Annotated in this window: 11 protein-coding genes and 1 tRNA gene; 7 read left to right on the top strand and 5 right to left on the bottom strand. The window is 37.8% G+C overall.

Going from position 1 to position 18,510, the window contains the following annotated elements:
- Positions 1-39 precede the first annotated feature (39 nt).
- A complete protein-coding gene (locus LB452_RS02570) occupies positions 40-1,179 on the top strand; it encodes an ATP-binding protein (protein WP_224460154.1) in 1,140 nt (379 codons plus the stop codon).
- A gap of 1 nt (position 1,180) precedes the next feature.
- Positions 1,181-1,909 carry a metallophosphoesterase family protein gene (locus LB452_RS02565; RefSeq protein WP_224460153.1) on the top strand — a complete coding sequence of 243 codons (729 nt, stop codon included), beginning with the start codon at positions 1,181-1,183 and terminating at the stop codon, positions 1,907-1,909.
- On the opposite strand, the gene LB452_RS02560 is transcribed toward LB452_RS02565, so the two are convergent.
- Positions 1,906-3,714 (bottom strand): 1-deoxy-D-xylulose-5-phosphate synthase, encoded by a 1,809-nt coding sequence (locus LB452_RS02560; RefSeq protein WP_224460152.1) that lies wholly within the window; start codon positions 3,712-3,714, stop codon positions 1,906-1,908. The genes LB452_RS02565 and LB452_RS02560 overlap by 4 nt on opposite strands.
- 138 nt (positions 3,715-3,852) lie before the next feature.
- On the opposite strand from LB452_RS02560, the gene LB452_RS02555 reads away from it, so the two are divergent.
- The 3 genes from LB452_RS02555 to LB452_RS02545 all read left to right on the top strand — a co-directional run bounded on the left by LB452_RS02555 (position 3,853) and on the right by LB452_RS02545 (position 7,830).
- On the top strand, positions 3,853-4,302 hold the full coding sequence (locus tag LB452_RS02555) for a nucleoside deaminase (RefSeq protein ID WP_224460151.1): 450 nt from the start codon (positions 3,853-3,855) through the stop codon (positions 4,300-4,302).
- A 70-nt stretch (positions 4,303-4,372) separates the two neighbouring features.
- Entirely contained in the window at positions 4,373-5,161 is a 789-nt protein-coding gene (locus LB452_RS02550; protein ID WP_224460150.1) for a GLPGLI family protein, read from the top strand.
- A 35-nt stretch (positions 5,162-5,196) separates the two neighbouring features.
- Positions 5,197-7,830 (top strand): carboxypeptidase-like regulatory domain-containing protein, encoded by a 2,634-nt coding sequence (locus LB452_RS02545; protein ID WP_224460149.1) that lies wholly within the window; start codon positions 5,197-5,199, stop codon positions 7,828-7,830.
- 21 nt (positions 7,831-7,851) lie between these two features.
- Here LB452_RS02545 and LB452_RS02540 read toward each other — a convergent pair.
- The 3 genes from LB452_RS02540 to LB452_RS02530 form a co-directional block, all read right to left on the bottom strand.
- Positions 7,852-7,923 (bottom strand) — tRNA-Arg (locus tag LB452_RS02540).
- Between the two features lie 2 nt (positions 7,924-7,925).
- Positions 7,926-8,150, bottom strand: coding sequence for a hypothetical protein (locus LB452_RS02535; protein ID WP_224460148.1), 225 nt, complete (start codon positions 8,148-8,150; stop codon positions 7,926-7,928).
- A 63-nt stretch (positions 8,151-8,213) separates the two neighbouring features.
- Positions 8,214-9,335 (bottom strand): endonuclease/exonuclease/phosphatase family protein, encoded by a 1,122-nt coding sequence (locus LB452_RS02530; protein WP_224460147.1) that lies wholly within the window; start codon positions 9,333-9,335, stop codon positions 8,214-8,216.
- 124 nt (positions 9,336-9,459) lie between these two features.
- On the opposite strand from LB452_RS02530, the gene LB452_RS02525 reads away from it, so the two are divergent.
- Both LB452_RS02525 and LB452_RS02520 read left to right on the top strand, forming a co-directional pair.
- Complete coding sequence (locus tag LB452_RS02525) at positions 9,460-12,333, top strand: TonB-dependent receptor (RefSeq protein ID WP_224460146.1); 2,874 nt, start codon at positions 9,460-9,462, stop codon at positions 12,331-12,333.
- 18 nt (positions 12,334-12,351) lie between these two features.
- Positions 12,352-13,776, top strand: coding sequence for a DUF5689 domain-containing protein (locus LB452_RS02520; RefSeq protein WP_224460145.1), 1,425 nt, complete (start codon positions 12,352-12,354; stop codon positions 13,774-13,776).
- 227 nt (positions 13,777-14,003) lie between these two features.
- Here LB452_RS02520 and LB452_RS02515 read toward each other — a convergent pair whose 3' ends face one another.
- The gene (locus LB452_RS02515) at positions 14,004-18,506 is read right to left on the bottom strand and encodes an AAA family ATPase (protein ID WP_224460144.1); all 4,503 of its coding nucleotides are present in this window, start codon (positions 18,504-18,506) and stop codon (positions 14,004-14,006) included.
- Between the last annotated feature and the right edge of the window lie 4 nt (positions 18,507-18,510).

Genomic DNA, 18,510 nt, shown 5'->3' with positions numbered 1-18,510 from the left:
AGCTTGATTAGGATTTTTCTTGTAATTTTAGCAAAGTCTATGATTAACAAGCGCCTTCTTATTAAAAACTTACTTGCCCACAGCGGGGAGAATAGTTTTTACGATAAAAAACTCAAAGTTGACATTGGTACCAGAGAAGGCAAGGCTAAATTCCTTAAGCACATCTGCTCGCTTTCCAACACCAACCCCATCAGCAACTCCTATATTGTCATTGGTATTGAGGACGAAAGCAATAGCATCGTTGGAGTCGATTTTTTTGATGATAGCAAGATTCAGAATCTAGTCAATGCCTATCTGGAGAATCCGCCTATTGTCTCTTATGAAAATATTCAGTTTCCGCATTTACCAGACGATAAAGTAGTTGGTCTGGTTTCTATACGGCCGAAGAAAGACAATAGTATTTGTGCCTTGAGAAAGAACATTTGGAAATACTGGGGAGGAACGGTTTTTATGCGCGAAGGAAGCATCAGTAAGCCTAAAGTGTTTGATATAGAAATCAAAGACATCAATTCTGAAATCGTTGCTGCCATAGAGCAAAATTCTCAGAATAATATTGATTTAACTTTAGATGGCTTTCACGATTTCATTTTAAAAAGTAAAGACTTTTACCCTAAATATAAAGTCTTCAAAGAATATTTCGTGCTGTGCTGGGCCGCAAAGCCAAAATCTGTTGGTGAGAAAACCTTCTATTCCAGAGTGAATATCCAGTTGATCAATGAACAGGTCAAGTTGTTTTATTCAGATTTGGACGAGGTTGAAATTCAATACGACGATGATAAATTTGAAATTTTAGAATACGTACAATTAGGACTTCAGGATAAGTTTAAGTACTATCCCTTAGAAAAGGTTTCCATTCAGTTTAAGGACAATATGCATTACGATATTGAATCTGAATTGATATTTGAACCCCCACAATTCAACCAAAAGACATTGAGGCATTTTCTTAACCATAACGATAGTTTACTGAAAAAACTTATGAATAAGTCAGTATTAAATTCAGCAGAAAAGAGTGAGCTAGTCAATATGTCAACCATATATCTTATAGCTTATCTCAACGGGTTTGATTCGTCTTTGGAAAAGCTTGAAGAGGCTAAACCCTTGCTGAAAAGTATTCAGAAAAAAGCTTATGATCGTTTAAAAGACAACATGAGAATATTACGAAAAATAAAATACAATTAGAATGAGTAGAACGATAGTTATAGGAGATATACACGGAGGTTTTAAAGCTTTAGAGCAGGTTTTAAATCGGGCTGATGTGACCAAAGATGATAAATTGATATTTCTGGGTGACTATGTTGACGGTTGGAGTGAAACGCCAGATTTACTTTCGCATTTGATACAGTTGAAAGAAAAACAGGATTGTGTTTTTATAAGAGGGAATCACGACGATTTGGTTTTAGGTTGGTTCCGAACCGCAAAATCTAATCCTAAGTGGCTCGAACATGGTGGCGAAAGCACATTGAAAGCCTACCAAAATGTAAACTCCATTCTTAAAGATTTACACCGACTTTTCTTAGAAAATCTCACGAACTATTACGTCGATGAAAAGAATCGATTATTTGTTCATGCGGGATTTGCCAACATGCACGGTCCAGCTTCAGAATTTCACTCCAATACGGTGTATTGGGATAGAACGCTTTGGGAAATGGTTTTGGCCATGGATTCCTCTATACAACCCGATGATGGTTTTTATCCCGATCGCCTAAAGTTGTTCAAAGAGATCTATATCGGTCACACGCCGACCACACGCATTAATAGAACTGAGCCTGTCAATTTAGCCAATGTGTGGAACATAGACACAGGAGCAGCTTTTAAAGGTCCTGTCACTGCTTTGGATGTAGACACCAAAGACTTTTGGCAGAGCGATCCGGTACATGAGCTATATCCTGATGAGCAGGGAAGAAATTAAGATTGGTTCAGAATAAAAAGAATTTTTTCTTTAATTTTTTTAGTAGAAATGCCAGCAAGTTCATGAAGCTCATTGGTATCACCATGCTCTATAAACTGGTCGGGGATTCCTAATTTATGGATTTTTCCTTTGTAGTTACAGGTTTGAGCATATTCCAAGATGGCATCACCAAATCCGCCCTTCACTACTCCATCCTCAATAGTGATAATCTGATCGAAGGTTTTAAAAATTTCCTTCAGCAACTCATGATCCAGAGGTTTTAAAAACCGCAGATCGAAGTGAGCTATGCTGAACTCGCCTTCATGATTTAGTCGGGCAGGTTTGCTACCGATGGTTTCAATGCTTTTAGAAACATTGTTCGCTATACTTCCTAAACTTAAAACAGCCAAATCTTTTCCCCCCTGAAGCTTACGGCCTTTACCAACTTGTAAAGGTTTAAAATCGACTTTCCAGTCTAAAATTTCTCCACGTCCTCTCGGATAGCGAATCGCGATGGGATGATCCAGGCCTAAAGAAGCTGTGTACAATAGTTGGCGTAGTTCAATAGCATCAGCTGGTGCTGCAATGATCAAATTGGGAATACAGCGCAGATATGCCAAATCAAACACCCCGTGATGAGTAGCGCCATCATTGCCAACTAAGCCGGCTCTATCAATACAAAAAACAACAGGTAAATTTTGTATTGCCACGTCGTGTATCACCTGATCGTAAGCCCGCTGTAAAAAGGTAGAGTAGATCGCACAAAAAACTTTATGCCCTTGAGTAGCCATCCCGGCAGCAAGCGCGACCGCATGCTGCTCGGCTATTCCGACATCAAATGCCCGATCGGGAAAGGCTTCCATCATGTATTTGAGCGAACTTCCTGTGGGCATAGCTGGAGTAATACCGACTATAGAATCGTTCTTTTTAGCCAATTCTAATAACGTTAATCCAAACACATCCTGAAATTTAGCGGGTAAATGTTCATTGTTTTTGGGCAAAACTTCACCAGTGGTTTTGTCAAATTTTCCAGGGGCGTGGTACTTCACCTGATCGTCTTCAGCTTGTTTCAGACCTTTGCCTTTTTTGGTGATAACGTGAAGAAGCTTAGGACCTTTTATGTTTTTAAGATTTTCAAAAGCTTTTAAAAGTTTAGGTAAATCATGTCCGTCAATGGGACCTTCATAATGAAAGTTTAGCGCTTCAATAATATTATCCTGTGATGGTTTTTGACCGATTTTAGCTTTAGTTAAATACGTTTTGAGGGCTCCAACGCTAGGGTCGATTCCGATGGCGTTATCATTTAAGATCACCAAAAGATTGGCGTTGGTGACGCCAGCGTGATTCAACCCTTCAAAAGCCATTCCTGAAGCAATCGACGCATCGCCAATCACAGCGATGTGTTGTTTATGGAAGTCACCTTTCAACTGAGATGAAATGGCCATGCCCAAAGCAGCTGAAATGGAGGTGGAACTGTGACCCACTCCAAAAGTATCGTAGATGCTTTCCTCACGTTTGGGAAAGCCTGAAATGCCGTTGAGCTTACGGTTGGTTTCAAACACCTCGCGTCGACCAGTGAGAATTTTATGTCCATAAGCCTGATGTCCCACATCCCATACCAAAAGATCATTAGGTGTATCAAAAGAATAATGCAAAGCAATCGTGAGTTCCACAACGCCCAAACTGGCCCCCAAATGCCCTTCTTTGGTAGAGACTATGTCGATGATAAACTCTCTAAGATCTTTGGCAACTTGATGCAGTTGATCTGGTGATAATCGGCGTAAGTCTTCAGGAGAATTGATATTGGAAAGTAAAACTGTACTCATGACACAAAGTTAGCAATAGTCTGTGAGTTTTTAGGTATTAGGTGTTAGGTAGTAGGATTTTTCTTTGTGTTCTCTGTGACTTTGTGGTTATTTTTTGAAAACCAGAATAGTTCTGACATAGAAATCCTATTTTTGACTATGCTAACTCCTTTTGACGATACGTATTTTATGAAAAAAGCCCTGGAAGAAGCCCATTTGGCTTTGGAAAAAGGCGAAGTTCCTGTAGGTGCCATCATCACGCATAAAAATCAAATCATCGCCAGAAGCCATAATCTCACCGAACTTCTAGTAGATGTCACGGCACATGCCGAAATGCAGGCCATCACCTCCGCAGCTAACTTTATCGGAGGAAAATACTTAAGAGACTGCACGATGTACGTCACCTTGGAACCCTGCCAGATGTGTGCCGGGGCCTTGTACTGGAGCCAGTTATCGCGTTTGGTCTTTGCTGCTGAAGATGAAGTCCGAGGTTACCGAGCCATGAACACAAAACTGCATCCCAAAACCAAAGTAGAGTCTGGAATACTTCAGGAAGAAGCGTCTAAATTACTTAAGACGTTTTTTATCCAAAAGCGGAATTTGAATTGATTGTGTTAAATTCTAAAATAATTAAACTATGTATTTAGTTTATTATTAGCTTTATCAAAGATCTATTTTTATGAAAGCTTTAATTCTACTTTTAGTTTCAAGTGCAATGTTGTTCTGTCATAACATAAATGCCCAAACAGGCATCGTAAACTACGGGGAAGTCCAGAGTATGATGATGGGTGGTCCAGTTGGTCCTGATTATAAATCCATGCTAGTGTTTGATAAGGATAATTCTTTATATGTAACAAGAAAAGATTCCTTAGAAGGAGGACATATTCGCGAGCAAAATTCATATTTTAATAGTTCAGAGAATGGATATTATATTACTGTAGTGACCAATCCTGAAGGCTTTCAGTATTATTACAACCCTAAAGAAAAGGTTTTAAATTCTCGTGATTTAGGATTTCGATATGTCAAGGATACGACCATAGATATATCATGGGACATCACAGATGAAACAAAAAAAATTGGAACCTATGAAGTCCAAAAGGCAACCGCTCATTTTAGAGGGCGAGATTATACCGCTTGGTTTACATCAGAAATTCCTCTGCCCTACGGCCCATGGAAGTTAGTAGGCTTACCAGGTTTAATCTTGGAAGCTTATGATACTGATAAAGAAATCTACTGGTATTTTAAAAACATAGAGTACCCAACTGAAAAGTCTTACCTCCTGAAACCTATAAACAATCCAAACTCTTCCTGGATTTCATTTGAAGAACTCAAAGAGAGGCAAATCAAAGCCTTTCTTGATGCCAGAATGGGAGGCAGAATGATAGCAGAAAACATGGGAGTATCTGGTTCAGAATCAAACGTATTGAAAACAGATAGTTATATAGAAGTCTATGAAATTAAGGAATAATATTAGCGGCATAGTTTTAATCAAAATCAAATTATTTGAAAATCTTTCGTTTCATCCTACTTCTTTTATGCCTATTTTTTACGTTTTTAGTTCAGGCTCAAGAGTTTAAAATAAAAGGTCAAATCCTAGAAAAGGAAACTAACTTACCGCTTGAAGGGTCTAGTATCGTTGTAAGTACATCTTCCAAAAGCATTTTAGGCTACACTTATTCTACAGAAAATGGGAGGTATGAACTAGCAGTAGATTCAGAGGCAGATTCACTTTCTATTAAAGTGAGTAGTTTTGGTTATGAATCTCAGGAAATCATGATTTCCAATACTAAGTCTACTATCAACCAAGATTTTGAACTCACACCTAAAGTAGAGCAACTCAATACAGTCGTTCTGGAAACTGAAGAAAAAATCAAAGTCAATAGAGATACGGTCGCTTATCGGGTATCTGCTTTTGCAGACGAAACCGAGCAAACCGTAGAAGATGTTTTAAAAAATTTGCCGGGCATAGAAATAGATGAGGATGGCAACATCAAAGCCCAAGGCAAGGATATTCAAAAAATACTCATAGAAGGAGATGATCTTGCCGACAGAAATTACAAAGTGATTTCCAAAAATCTGGATGCCGATGTCTTAAGTAAAGTGGAGGTCATCAACAACTATAGCGAAAATCCAGTGTTGAAACAATTCCTGGATAGTGAAACCGTGGTGCTCAACTTAAAGCTAAAAGACAAAGCCAAATCTATTTGGCTTGGAGCTGCAAAAGCTGGATTAGGAAATGACAGTCGCTATGAAGCGGATCTTAATCTTGGCCTCATCCGGCCTGAAATTAAGTTTCTGGATTTAGGAAACCTCAATTCCATAGGCAAGCCTGCTGGAGAACAGTTAGATAATTATGTGTATCAGCAAATGGGGTTTAATGATTTTGATGAAAACTTCAGTTTAGATCAAGATTCGTTTCTGAACTTGAGACCAAGTTCTATATTAATCGACGACAAATTTTATATCGAGAACCAAAGTCTTTCCAATAACCTTTTAGCGAATAAAAGCATCTGGGGGGACAGTAAACTTAGGAACTCCCTGTTTGTCAACACAGATCAGCTCAACAGTGATTATAGGAATAGGATTTCTTATTTTCTGCCAGACGGTGATATTGATTTTCAGGAAGATAATGCATTTAACACCCGAAATTTAAATTTAAAGAACGATTTTGAAATTAAACATTCTATAGATGAAGACCATTTCATCACGTTTCAAACCGATATATCAGGGACCAATTCTGATGTGAATCATGAGTTGCTTTTTAATGCTTATGAAAGCATTGCTCAGGTCTTGGATGAGCGCAACTTAAGCTTATCAACCAATGTTCATCTCACTAAGAAAATCAAGAACGGAGCGCTAAGCTTTTACGGGTTTACGGGTTATAATGAAGATCGGCAGACGTTTGATATTTCACCAAATACTATTTCTGAAGAACAAAATTCAAGTCAACTTCAAACCGAAATAAAAGACAATACGGTATATCAAGGTCTTAAAGGAAGTTCCATTTTTCAGTTCAATGAACTCAGTTTTGCTGTAAAACTAGGGGTTTTAAATCAAGATCGAGAGTTTAATTACGGTGCTTTAGACCTGGAAAATGACTTCGGTACTTCTGAAATCGATAGCCTATCGGGATCAAATTCAGAAGCAAGATTCAAATCCTTTGTGAATTTTAAAACCAAGTATGACTTTATTCCCGATCGATTGATAGCTGAAGCGGATGTAGAATTATCTCATGTGAACATGAGAACCCATGTGGATTCCAGAAGTTTCTTGTTTTTTAACCCTAATGTTGCTCTACGTCTTAGAAAAACAAAAGTTGGCAGTTTTTCTTTGCGTTACAAACGAATTAATGAACTTCCAAGTTTAACCGACCTTAACCAGAATTTTATCGTTCAAGATTATAGAAGTTTAGTTTTGGGTGTCAATAGGCTTGAGCAAATGACTAGAAACCAATATTCGTTTAATTATATCTTTTCAAGACCCAAAAAACGAATTCTTATTGAGGCTGGTGTATCTTATTCAGATTATGAACAACAGTTATCTGCCGATAATCTGCTAAGTGAAAGACTCAATTTATCACAGCGTCAATTTATACCTGATGGAAGTCTACTCACAGCAAGACTTGGATTTACGACATTTCTGAAGCTTATAGATGCCACATTGAAGCTGGGGTATACTAAAACCAGTTTTGAAAATCCGTTTATTCTGAATGATGAATTATTTGAAGTGACTAATGAGGGTGATAATTACTATTTTCGTGGGACAACGTATTGGGATGGAATGTTAAACTTTAAATTTTCTGGAAGTGTAAATTCAAATTCTGGAGGTATTGGAAATTCTTCTAATACTAACAACATTTACAATGCTAAACTAGAAACTGTTCTGAAACTCTACGATAGGCTTTTCGGGAATTTCAAGAATGAAATTTATGATGTGAATTCTGAAGTTTATCAAACCAGTAGCTTTAATTTAGAATATCGACCGAAGCAAAAATCTTATGTATTTGGAATCGATGCTCAGAATATATTCAATACAAAGAATTATACCTTTAGTTCCATCACGAACTTTCAAAGAGGAGATTTGGTGTATAGAGCTGTCCCCAGGTTTTTTGTAGGTTATATGAAGTTTAGGTTTTAAGTTCAACACCTAAACCAGTAGTAGCTCCGCTAAGAATCGAACTTAGATCTAAAGTTTAGGAAACTTTTGTTCTATCCATTGAACTACGGAGCCTTTTATTCATCTTCATTCTTAGGCCGATCTTCATACCAGTTATGAAAGGTTTTTTCAGTTTCATAATCGTCGGTCAGAACCTTATAAACCGCAAAAACCAAAATAGCTTGCCCTAAAACGGTGAGGTAAAATACCCACGAAAAAGACAAATCTAAAGCCGCGAATATAGTAACTAGTATTAAAATTAAAGTAGTCAGAATCAATAAAGGTATACCTGAATTTTTCATTTTTTGTTTAAAAGTAATGGATTGATTCTGGACTTGTGTGAAAATTTTATCAAAAAAACTTATTTACTTATCAGTAGCGACATTAACTCCAGAGCTTTCCTTTTTCTTGATAAGATACAGATAAACAGGGAAGTGGTCACTGTAGCCGCCCGTAAACCCACCATCTGCAAAAGATCGGTAAGGATAACCTTTGTAGCGTCCTTTTGGATTTTGAAGATAGTATGGATTAAAGATATTGGCTTGATAAAGTGTGTAGCTATTGTAATCTTTTTTATTAATAAGAGGTTTGGTCACCAAGATCATATCAAATAAATCCCAGGTGTCTCTCCAGGCTATGGTCCCTACTCCTCTTTTGTGAAGTTTCTCGAATGGATTGTAAACTCCGGTAAGACCAACATCCTCAGCGTGTTCTTTGGCTTCAAGAACTTCTTTAATGCTTTCATTATAAGGTCCATCGTTGAAGTCGCCCATGATCATGATTTTAGCATAAGGCTCTTGCATTTGTATGGAGTCTTTTATTTTCTTGGTCAGCTTTGCAGCACTTACTCTACCAGGTCTGCTCTTCTTCTCACCACCGCTTCTGGAAGGCCAGTGGTTAACTATAAAATGCATTTCCTCACCATCCAATTTGCCTTTTACATAAAGTTGATCTCTAGTATACTTTCTTTTATTTCTGTCAGAATCATTGTATAAAACTAGTTCATGAGCTTTTGAGTGAATTGGACGAAATACTCTTTTTTGATATAGTAAAGCCACATCAATACTTCTGGCATCAGGTGAATTATAATGAATGATACCATAATCAAAAGGAGATAGCTTTTTATCATTCACAACATCTTGTAGGACTTTAAAGTTTTCAATTTCACAAACCCCAATTACTGCAGGAGGCATTCCAGTGACTTCAGAACCTATGTCTGCAATTACTTTGGCCATATTTGCAACTTTCTCCTTGTAAATAGCCTCTCGTTCACCTTCAGCAATTTCCATTATAGGTGATGCTTCATCAAACTTATCTGGATCGTCTTCAGTGTCAAACAAATTTTCCAGGTTATAAAAAGCTATAGTATTTACCAGAAATTCATCTGTCTCTTTGGAATTGGTCGTATTCTTTTCAACCGATCCACAGCTTGTCAATAAAAACAAAAAGGCTATCAGGTACAACTGAATTTTGAAGGATGAATTCATTTTAATATTAATTTTCTGTAAAGTTTGATGTTTTTCAATTACAAAAATACCATTAATCTAGATTTAAAATATATTTGTAATGCATTAACAGTTTTATGTTAACATTAAGATAATACAGAGTGATATGATAAGTTGTCAACGATTAGCTTTCGCATTTTTGCTAATACTCGGTAGTTATGGAGTTCATGCTCAACAAACTAATGTCATCGGTTTGATTTCAGACATAGATACCGAAGAGCCATTGCCAGATACTAAAATTACAATTGAAGATTCCGGGATTGAAGTTTTTACAGATGCAAGAGGTAGATTTTCTTTTGCTAATCAAAACTTACCGTTAGGTGAACAAATTTTAGGAGTGAGTAGAAACAATTACGAATCCAAACGTTATCCAATAATTATTGAAGAAGGGAAAATCCTTGATCTGGGTAATCTTTTTTTGGAAATAGATTTTAGCGAAGAAAACAGGCAAATAGGAACAATTTCCCTGTCTGAAGACGAACTCGATGGAGATGACGCTTCATCGTTTAACATTTCTGGACTTTTAGCTTCCTCTCAGGATACCTACTTACGAGCAGCTGCTTTTGATTTTAGTGCTGCATTTTTTAACCCCAGAGGTCTTGATAATGCTAATGGTAAAGTACTGATTAACGGTTTGGAAATGAACAAGCAATTCTCGGGTAGACCCAATTGGGCCAACTGGGGAGGTTTAAATGACGTTCAGAGAAATCGTGTGTTTTCTATGAGTACTACTGCAAATGATTATACCATTGGTGATGTAGCTGGAGTCTCAAATATTATTATGAGAGCGTCCAAAATGCGAAAAGGAGGTAGAGTTTCTTATGCAAGTTCCAACAGAAGTTATGAAGGTAGGGTTATGGGGAGTTACAATTCTGGCTTGCTCGATGGTGGCTGGTCTTACTCGCTTTTGCTTTCGAGACGATTTGGTGAAGAAGGTTTTAGAGAAGGAACGTTATACGATGCCAATTCGATTTCGCTGTCTGTTGAAAAAAGAATCAGCGATAAGCATAGCTTAAATTTTACAGGTTTCTATGCTCCAAATCGAAGAGGCATGGGAACTGCAGTAACTCAGGAAGCTGTGGATCTAAAAGGGATAGAATATAACCCAAACTGGGGCCTTTTGAATGGGGTACAAAGAAATTCGAGAATTCGTAAAACTGAGGAACCCGTGTTTATGTTAAATCACTACTGGGACATTAGCGATAAACTTTCATTAAATACAAATATTGGTTACCAATTTGGTTTCTTTTCTACAACAAGAATAGACAATGGAGGAACACGACTCTTAATAGACCCTAATACAGGAGAACAAGCTTTTTTGGGAGGTGCAAGAAATCCTTCTCCGATTTATTATCAAAATTTACCTAGTTATTATCTGAGAGAATCCAATCCAACGCCAATAGATTATCAAAACGCCTTTTTAGCTCAAAGAAAGTTTCAACAAGATGGACAGTTTCAATGGAACGACCTTTACTTTGCTAACAACTTAAATCAAAATAGAGGAGGAAACTCAACCTATGCTCTGCAATCTGACAGAGTGGAGGATAACATGTTCATGGCAAACACCATCTTGGACTATAAATTAAAAGACAATATCACCATAAATGGTAGGCTTAACTACAGAAAGTTAGAAAGCGAGAATTTCGCCCAAATGGAAGATCTTCTTGGTGGAGAGCGTTATTTGGATGTTGATTTCTTTGCTGAAGAGACTGCTCTACTTACAGGTTTAGGTTCGGAGTTGGCTCAAGCAGATCGCAGAAATCCAAATCGAACTGTCCAGGAAGGTGATCGCTATAAATATAATTATAAAGTTGATGCTGAAGTTTTTGATGGGTTTTTACAATCTCAATTTCAATATAGAAGTATAGATTTTTATACAGGACTTAGTTTTGGTAAAACAAAGTATCAGCGTACAGGGTTTTACGAAAATGGGTTTTTCCCAGGAGATCGTTCTTTTGGGCCCGGGGAGGAATTGGATTTCTCAACTTATGCGTTCAAAACAGGTGCAACTTATAGATTGTCTGGGCGTCATGTTTTTACAATGAATGCAGCTTACTTTCAAAATGCACCAACAATAAGAAATTCCTATAGCAATGCCAGACAAAATGGAGATGTTGTAGATGGAATTACAGAGGTGAAAATTCAATCTGCAGATCTGAGTTATATTTATAAATCGCCAATTCTAAGTGGTCGAGTAACAGGATTTTATACTGGCTTTCAAGATGAAACTAATGTAGGGTTTTATTATTCTGAAGAACTCACAGGTTTGCCCTCTGCAAACAATCAAAATAATGCCTTTGTACAAGAAGTGATGACGGGTATTGATAGACTGCATTATGGAGTTGAATTTGGCGTTGAAGCTCAAGTTTTACCAACACTGAAGTTAAAAGCTGCAGGCTCTTTTGGTCATTACATCTATGATAGTAATCCGGATATTTACTTAACAAGTCAAAATTTCCCTGACATGAAGTTAAAGTTTGGAGATGGAAAAACTGACATGAAAAACGTAAGAGTTCCAGGAGGACCCGAACGTGTTTTTCAACTTGGTTTTGAATACAGAGATCCTGAATATTGGAACGTAGGACTAACCTCAAATTTCTTTTCACATTCTTATATAAGTCCAAGTGGCTTACTAAGATCAGATAATTTCTCTTTAGATACAGATGGTATTGTTTACAACGACTATGATGAAGCAATGGCCAGAGATATCCTGAAACAGGAACGTTTTGATGACTATATGCTTATCAATGTAATTGGGGGAAAATCTTGGAGAGTTGGAGATTATTTCATCGGATTTTTTGGAGTGATCAACAACGTACTAGATAAGGAATATAAAACTGGTGGATTTGAACAATCCAGAACTAGTAATTTCAGGAGTCGAGGTGAAGATCTGAATAGAGAAAATGGACCATTGTTTGGCAACCGCTATTTCTTTGGGTTTGGAACTACATATTATTTAAGTGCTTACATAAGATTTTAAAAAAATAAAACTATTAAGATGAAAATTTTTAATCACAATTTACTTTTTCTATTCCTTGGTTTAGGAATGATATTATCAACATCTTCCTGTGTTGAAGATGATGATTTTAACGCGCCACAATTTGAACAGACTCCTCCTGATATTGAAGGGAATATCGTGAGTCTTTCTGTATTAGAAGGTATTTTGGAGCAGAATGATAACGGTCCGTTTACATTTAATGATACAGATAATGTAGTAGAAGCTTACGTTATTTCCAATGATGAGTCTGGGAACTTCTTCAGAGAATTAATAGTCCAGGATAAACCAGAAAATCCAACTTATGGCGTGGCGATACAAGTAGATGTCAATCCACTATTCACAAAATTTGATTTTGGAAGAAAAGTTTATATAAAACTAGACGGCCTATCGGTAGGACAAAGAGAAGGCAATGAGCCAAGATTAGGTATTGCAGATGGTACCGATATTGCAAGAATTCCAGAAGCTTTTGTTGACGAATCAATTATTAGAGACACCCTTGTTGCTGATATTGTTCCTGTTCAAAGGCAACTTTCGGAATTGGAATTTTCAGATGTGAATACCTATGTGGAACTTACAGACGTTCAATTTTCAAAAATTTACTTTTCAGAAAACGGCTCAGCAAGTTATGCATCAGAGACCGGTGATAGTTTTGACGGAGAACGAATTTTGGAAAGTTGCGCAAGTTCCAATGAACTTATTTTTAGTACAAGCACCTTTGCAGATTTTAAAACCCTAAGCTTACCTCCAGGATCTGGATCTCTCAAAGGGGTTGTGACAAGAGATTTCTTCGGTGAGTTCTTTACATTTTACATCAATTCACCTGAAGATGTTGATATGACGGGCGAACGTTGCGATCCGATTGTGTTTTCTTGTGGGTTAGCCTCTACGCCAGCCAACAGTGAATTTATTAACGTCAATTTTGAAGATCAAAATATCAATTCTCCTGTAAATATTCCTGGTTGGACCAATTATATTGAAGCTGGTTCCGAAGCTTGGGAAGCATTTGTAGATAATGGGACAAACCAATCTTTAGGAATTTCAGTTAGAGTTGGCTCTTTCAACTCTGGTGATGCAAGTACAATTTCTTGGTTAATTTCTCCGGAAATACCAGTAGTTGACAGTTCTAAAGTGACTTTAGAGTTCAAAACTTCAAACAGTTTTTCAGACGATAGCGTGATGCAAGTGCTGTATTCCACAAATTGGAACGGAACTGAAGAAGGAATTACGACGGCAGACTGGGGTGTAATAGAAGACGCTGTAATTGTTTCAAACAGTCAGTTCTTTGGAGATTGGGTAAGTTCAAAGCTCGTAGATATGTCTTGTTTTGAAGGCAATGGACACATCGCTTTCAAATACATTGGTAGTGGACAGCAAAGTCAAGACGGCACCTACGAGCTGGATGATATTTTTATTAACGTTGAATAATCAGTATGATTTTTTATAAAGGTTTTATTCTGAATTAGTTACCGTTAACTTAAAAGCTCAACAATACATTGCTTAGCGCTAATAGATATAATTGGCGTGACATCTGGGTATCTAGTACATCTAAAAAATTGTAACAATTATAAAAAACAGACCTTAAGAGAAAGAATCTTAAGGTCTGTTTTTTAATACCGTTCACCCTAAACTTACTTTTATAAGAAATCCGAAGTTTACTCCAAAACTAAACCAACACCTATTTTTTCCAGCAGATACGGATTGTGTTCTATCACCAAAATGTCATTATCTAAACTCAGTCTTTCTAAAATAGTATAGAGCAAATCAATATCTGCGTAATGAAGACCTGTGCTAGGTTCATCTAAAATAAACAGCTCATTTTTAGGGGCATCTTGTAACCAATTTAAAAGTAACAGGCGTTGTTTCTCTCCAGATGAAAGTGACTGCACAGTCTGTTCTAAACTTAAATGTGACAAGCCAATGTCTTCAAGACTTTCGATGAAATCAAGGGTCTTTTTAGAGATTTTAAAATCAGAAAACCATTTTTTTAGTTCTGAAATTGTCATTTTTAGAATATCAGCAATGTGTTTGGAATTCACTTTAAAGTCTAAAATTTCTTTTCGGTAACGCTTACCTTCACAGACTTCGCAAGTTTCAATAGCATTAGCGGTAAGATCCAAACTGGTTTCTACAAAACCTTTTCCCTTGCAATTTGGGCATTGGCTCTTTTTCGTTTTGTAAGAAAAATCTTTTGCATTTAATTTTGTTTCGCTGGCAAAAACCTTACTGATGTCTTTCAGAATATCCAGATAAGACACCAATAAAGTGCTGGCATGGGTTCTAAGCTTTTTAGGTTCAAAATAATGCGCTCCTGCATAAGTTCCAGGAAAGTCGATATTTGAGCAATTCACTGGCTGACCCATTTTTATACTTGGAATCAATATTTCTTTGACCAAAGTGGTTTTCCCCACACCAGATTTACCAGTGATACCTGTAATTCCACCAATAGGTACTTTCAACTTGTCTTTTACTAAAGTATGTTTGGCAAGCTTTTGAATCTCTATATGACTTTTGCCAGGTTTCAATTGCACTTTTTTGCTCGCAGCATTCAAAAAAGGATGGCAATTCGGTTGTTCCAAGAAACCTTTCGCATCGCCCTGAAAAGTGATATAACCTCCCAATTTTCCAGCCTTAGGACCGATCTCAACAACATGATCTGCAGCCTGAATGATGGATTTATCGTGCTCGATCACAATCACCGTATTTCCTTTTTGAATTAGTTCTTTCAGAATTTGGATGAGGTCGGGGATATTATCCTGCGACAGTCCAGCAGAAGGTTCGTCCAACAAATAGGTAATGCCTTTCAACGGACTGTTCAGTTGTTTGATCAAAGCGATACGCTGATTTTCACCTCCTGAGAGTGTTGGCGATTTTCGGCTGAGTTCCAGGTGATCAATGTGCAATTCTTTTGCCCTGGTAATGGTGTTTGTGATGTACGTTTCAATTTTAGAAAGTAGTTTTCCATCTATACTTGTGGTCTTTGCATTTTTGGACAGCCACTTTTCTAAACTTTTAAAATTCATCGATTTAATTTCGTGAATCGACTCGCCAGCAAGTTTAAATTTCAAACGCTCAGGTTTCAATCCGCTTCCCTCGCAATTGCTGCATTGGTTGTAGGAAAATAAAGCCGTCAACTGACTTATATTCTTATTTTTGCGAGTCTTGTAATATTCCTCTTTCAAGTAACTGAAAAGACCATCCCATGTCATTTCCAAAGCTTGTGTTCCCTCGCGTGTTTTGGTCTGATAAACCCAGTTGGCTTCCCAAACTTGATCTCCAGTTCCGTACAATAAAACTTCTTTTTGTTTTTCAGTTAACTCCTTAAAAGGGGTTTGTAGTGTAAAATCGTATGCATTCCCCACGCTTTTTAAAATCGCCATATGTTGCCCGGCAGGATCGCCATAATAGCCGATGGCTTTATTGTGAGCAAATAATCCACCAACAATGCTTTTATTTTTATCCAGCACAAGCTTGTTCAGGTCTGGAAGCAATTCCTCTCCAATACCCTGGCAAACGCTGCATTTTCCTAATTCGTGGTTTTTGGAAAAATGACTAGCCGATAAGTCTTCACCTTCGTATTGAGCTTTTCTGGAAAAAGCAAACCTCAGGATTTTGTCAATTCCCGTTTGCTTGGCAATATCCGATCGCTGAGAATAGTTTTTTTGCTTTCTTGTGATGCAAATGCTGGGAGTTAGTCCTTCAATATGATTCACGTCAAACTGAAAATTCACACCCACTCTGGATTGCTGATACGCCGAAAACTGTTTGGTCATTTCCTGAAGGCCAAAACCGTGTAAAGTGTCAATAACCAATGAAGATTTCCCTGAGCCTGAAATGCCTGTCACCACAGAAAGCTGATGCTTCGGTAAATTCAGGGCTAAATCCTTTAGAGAATGCGTTCGAGCTCCACGTATGGAAATTGAATCCCGCTGCTGAGGTTTTTCAGATTTCAATTCAATAAATTTGACCTTCAAAGCATTGTCAACCCAAACATCACACTTCTTCTGAAACAGCTGGTGATTTTCAAAACAAAGAATGCCTGCAGTTTGATATTTCAGCTGATTGAGTGCTTCAAGTAATTGAATCACATTCTGATGGTGTAAGCCAATGCTGGGCTCTTCCAAGACCAAAAGTGTTTGTTTGGATCTCTTGGCAAAGTGCTTGGTGAGCTTAATCCTCTGGGCTTCTCCTCCAGATAATGTATTGGAAGGTTGACCTAATTTGATGTAATCTAAACCCAGCTGAATCATCAACGACAGGATGTCGGTGATTTTTTTTTCACCAGAAAAGAAGTCAAAGGCCTCTTCAATACTAAGATTATAGATTTCTGAAATATTCTTTCCATTCCAATTCACATTTAGTACTTCTGGCTTAAAACGCTTTCCATTACAAGTTGGACAAACCTGATTGATGTTTCCCATCACACTCATGGAAAGGGTGATAACTCCAGCGCCTTCGCAAGTCTCGCAACGCCCTTTTCTATTATTGAATGAAAAGGCACTCTTGCTAAGATTTGAAGATTTTGCCTCGGTTGTTTTACCCAGTAGATCCCGAATTTTATCGGCCAAGCCTGTATAAGTTGCTGGATTACTCCGTGGTGTTTTGCCAATAGGCTGGTCAGTGACCGTGAGAAGATTGAAATTTTGGTGTTCGCAAAAATCAGAAATGCGTTTAATTAACTCTGGCGTTTTCCGACTGATGACCGTTAGCGCATTGGCCTGGGGTTGAAAATCATCAGCCGTTACTTTTTTAGATGGTTTTTCTGAAGCATCAGCTATTGGAATTTTATTTGACTGCAGGGCAGCTAGAGTTGGACTGTTTAGATCTTCAGTCTTCAAGAATTTCTCTCTGGAACCATTAAAAATGACGTCACCACCATTTACTCCTGCTTCAGGTCCTAATTCAATGATCCAGTCGGCGGCTTGTATAAAATCTAAATCATGTTCCACCACCATAACCGTGTTTCCCCGTTGGATCAACCGATCCAAGATATGCAGTAAGTAATTCTGATAATCGGCCGAAAGACCTATAGAAGGTTCGTCAAAAATATATAAAATGCCCTGTAACTTCGAATTTACCTGATTAATAAGTTTGATGCGTTGTCCATCCCCAGAGGAAATGTCCATGCTCGGCGTACTGAGTCGATAGTCACCCATGCCCAATCGGATCAGGTCCAACAACTGAATAATTATTTTGTCTACCAATTGTTGTTCACCAGATGAAAGTTTCAACTGATTCAATTGGTGGTATAAATCATCTAAAGACAAATCCAGCCAGGCTTGAAAGTTTTGTCCTTTCCATTTATGCTTCAAATGCTCCGCTTTAATGCGACCACCATTACAACTTGGACAAACTCTGGAACTCGCAAATTTCAAAATATTTGGGTTTCGGTCTACTCTCAAGATGTTTTGCATAATCGGCAACATGCCTTTGTAATAGCCTTCTTCCCGAGGCTTGGCTTTGATGCCTTGCCAGCGCAGGCGAGATTCTAAGCCGTGTTTACCATAAAACACTTTAAGACGATCACTCCCATTCAATACTACGTCCTGTTGTTCTTCTGAAAGTTCTTTCCAGGGAATATCCACATGAAAACCGTGAGCTCTGCAAACTTTATTCAATTCTTCCACGGTGATTTGTGAATACACAATGTAGCCGTTAGGTAAGGTGGTCGTGATAGCGCCTTCTCTCAGCGTTTTGTTCTCGTCACCGATCACTTTATCCAGATCGATGTATTCTTCTTCTCCGATTCCACGGCAAACTTCACAGGCGCCTTTCGGATGATTGAAGGAAAAGAACGACTTACTCATGGTTTCTTCAGCAGAATAGCGGGCAAACAGAATTCTGAAAACTGAAGTCAATTCAGACAGCGTTCCAAAAGTAGTGTTGATGGATTGGAAGCGTTTGGATTGTTCTACTTTGATGACCGGCGGCAAATCCTGAATGTCATCTACTTCAGCGGTTGGGATCGCTTGCCCGTTTTGTTGGTTATAAGCTGGCAAACTTTCCAGGAAATAGCGATAGCCTTCATTGGCAATCACATTCATCGCCAGTGAAGATTTTCCAGATCCAGACAAGCCAGTGACTACAATAAGTTGATTCTCTGGAATCTCTAAATTTATATTCTTGAGGTTATTTTGATGGGCGTTTTTTATCTTCATTCAG

It is taken from the genome of Psychroflexus longus (genome assembly GCF_020164595.1).
Taxonomy (GTDB): Bacteria; Bacteroidota; Bacteroidia; order Flavobacteriales; family Flavobacteriaceae; genus Psychroflexus; species Psychroflexus longus.
Note: the sequence above shows the minus strand (reverse complement) of the source record. Positions and strands in the feature narration are given on the sequence as shown.

Excerpts from the sequence above, each read along its gene's own strand:
- LB452_RS02520 (WP_224460145.1), top strand. The coding sequence starts at position 12,352 with ATGAAAATTTTTAATCACAATTTACTTTTTCTATTCCTTGGTTTAGGA.
- LB452_RS02525 (WP_224460146.1), top strand. The coding sequence starts at position 9,460 with ATGATAAGTTGTCAACGATTAGCTTTCGCATTTTTGCTAATACTCGGT.
- LB452_RS02565 (WP_224460153.1), top strand. The coding sequence starts at position 1,181 with ATGAGTAGAACGATAGTTATAGGAGATATACACGGAGGTTTTAAAGCT.
- LB452_RS02535 (WP_224460148.1), bottom strand. The coding sequence starts at position 8,150 with ATGAAAAATTCAGGTATACCTTTATTGATTCTGACTACTTTAATTTTA.
- LB452_RS02550 (WP_224460150.1), top strand. The coding sequence starts at position 4,373 with ATGAAAGCTTTAATTCTACTTTTAGTTTCAAGTGCAATGTTGTTCTGT.
- LB452_RS02570 (WP_224460154.1), top strand. The coding sequence starts at position 40 with ATGATTAACAAGCGCCTTCTTATTAAAAACTTACTTGCCCACAGCGGG.
- LB452_RS02560 (WP_224460152.1), bottom strand. The coding sequence starts at position 3,714 with ATGAGTACAGTTTTACTTTCCAATATCAATTCTCCTGAAGACTTACGC.
- LB452_RS02555 (WP_224460151.1), top strand. The coding sequence starts at position 3,853 with ATGCTAACTCCTTTTGACGATACGTATTTTATGAAAAAAGCCCTGGAA.
- LB452_RS02530 (WP_224460147.1), bottom strand. The coding sequence starts at position 9,335 with ATGAATTCATCCTTCAAAATTCAGTTGTACCTGATAGCCTTTTTGTTT.
- LB452_RS02515 (WP_224460144.1), bottom strand. The coding sequence starts at position 18,506 with ATGAAGATAAAAAACGCCCATCAAAATAACCTCAAGAATATAAATTTA.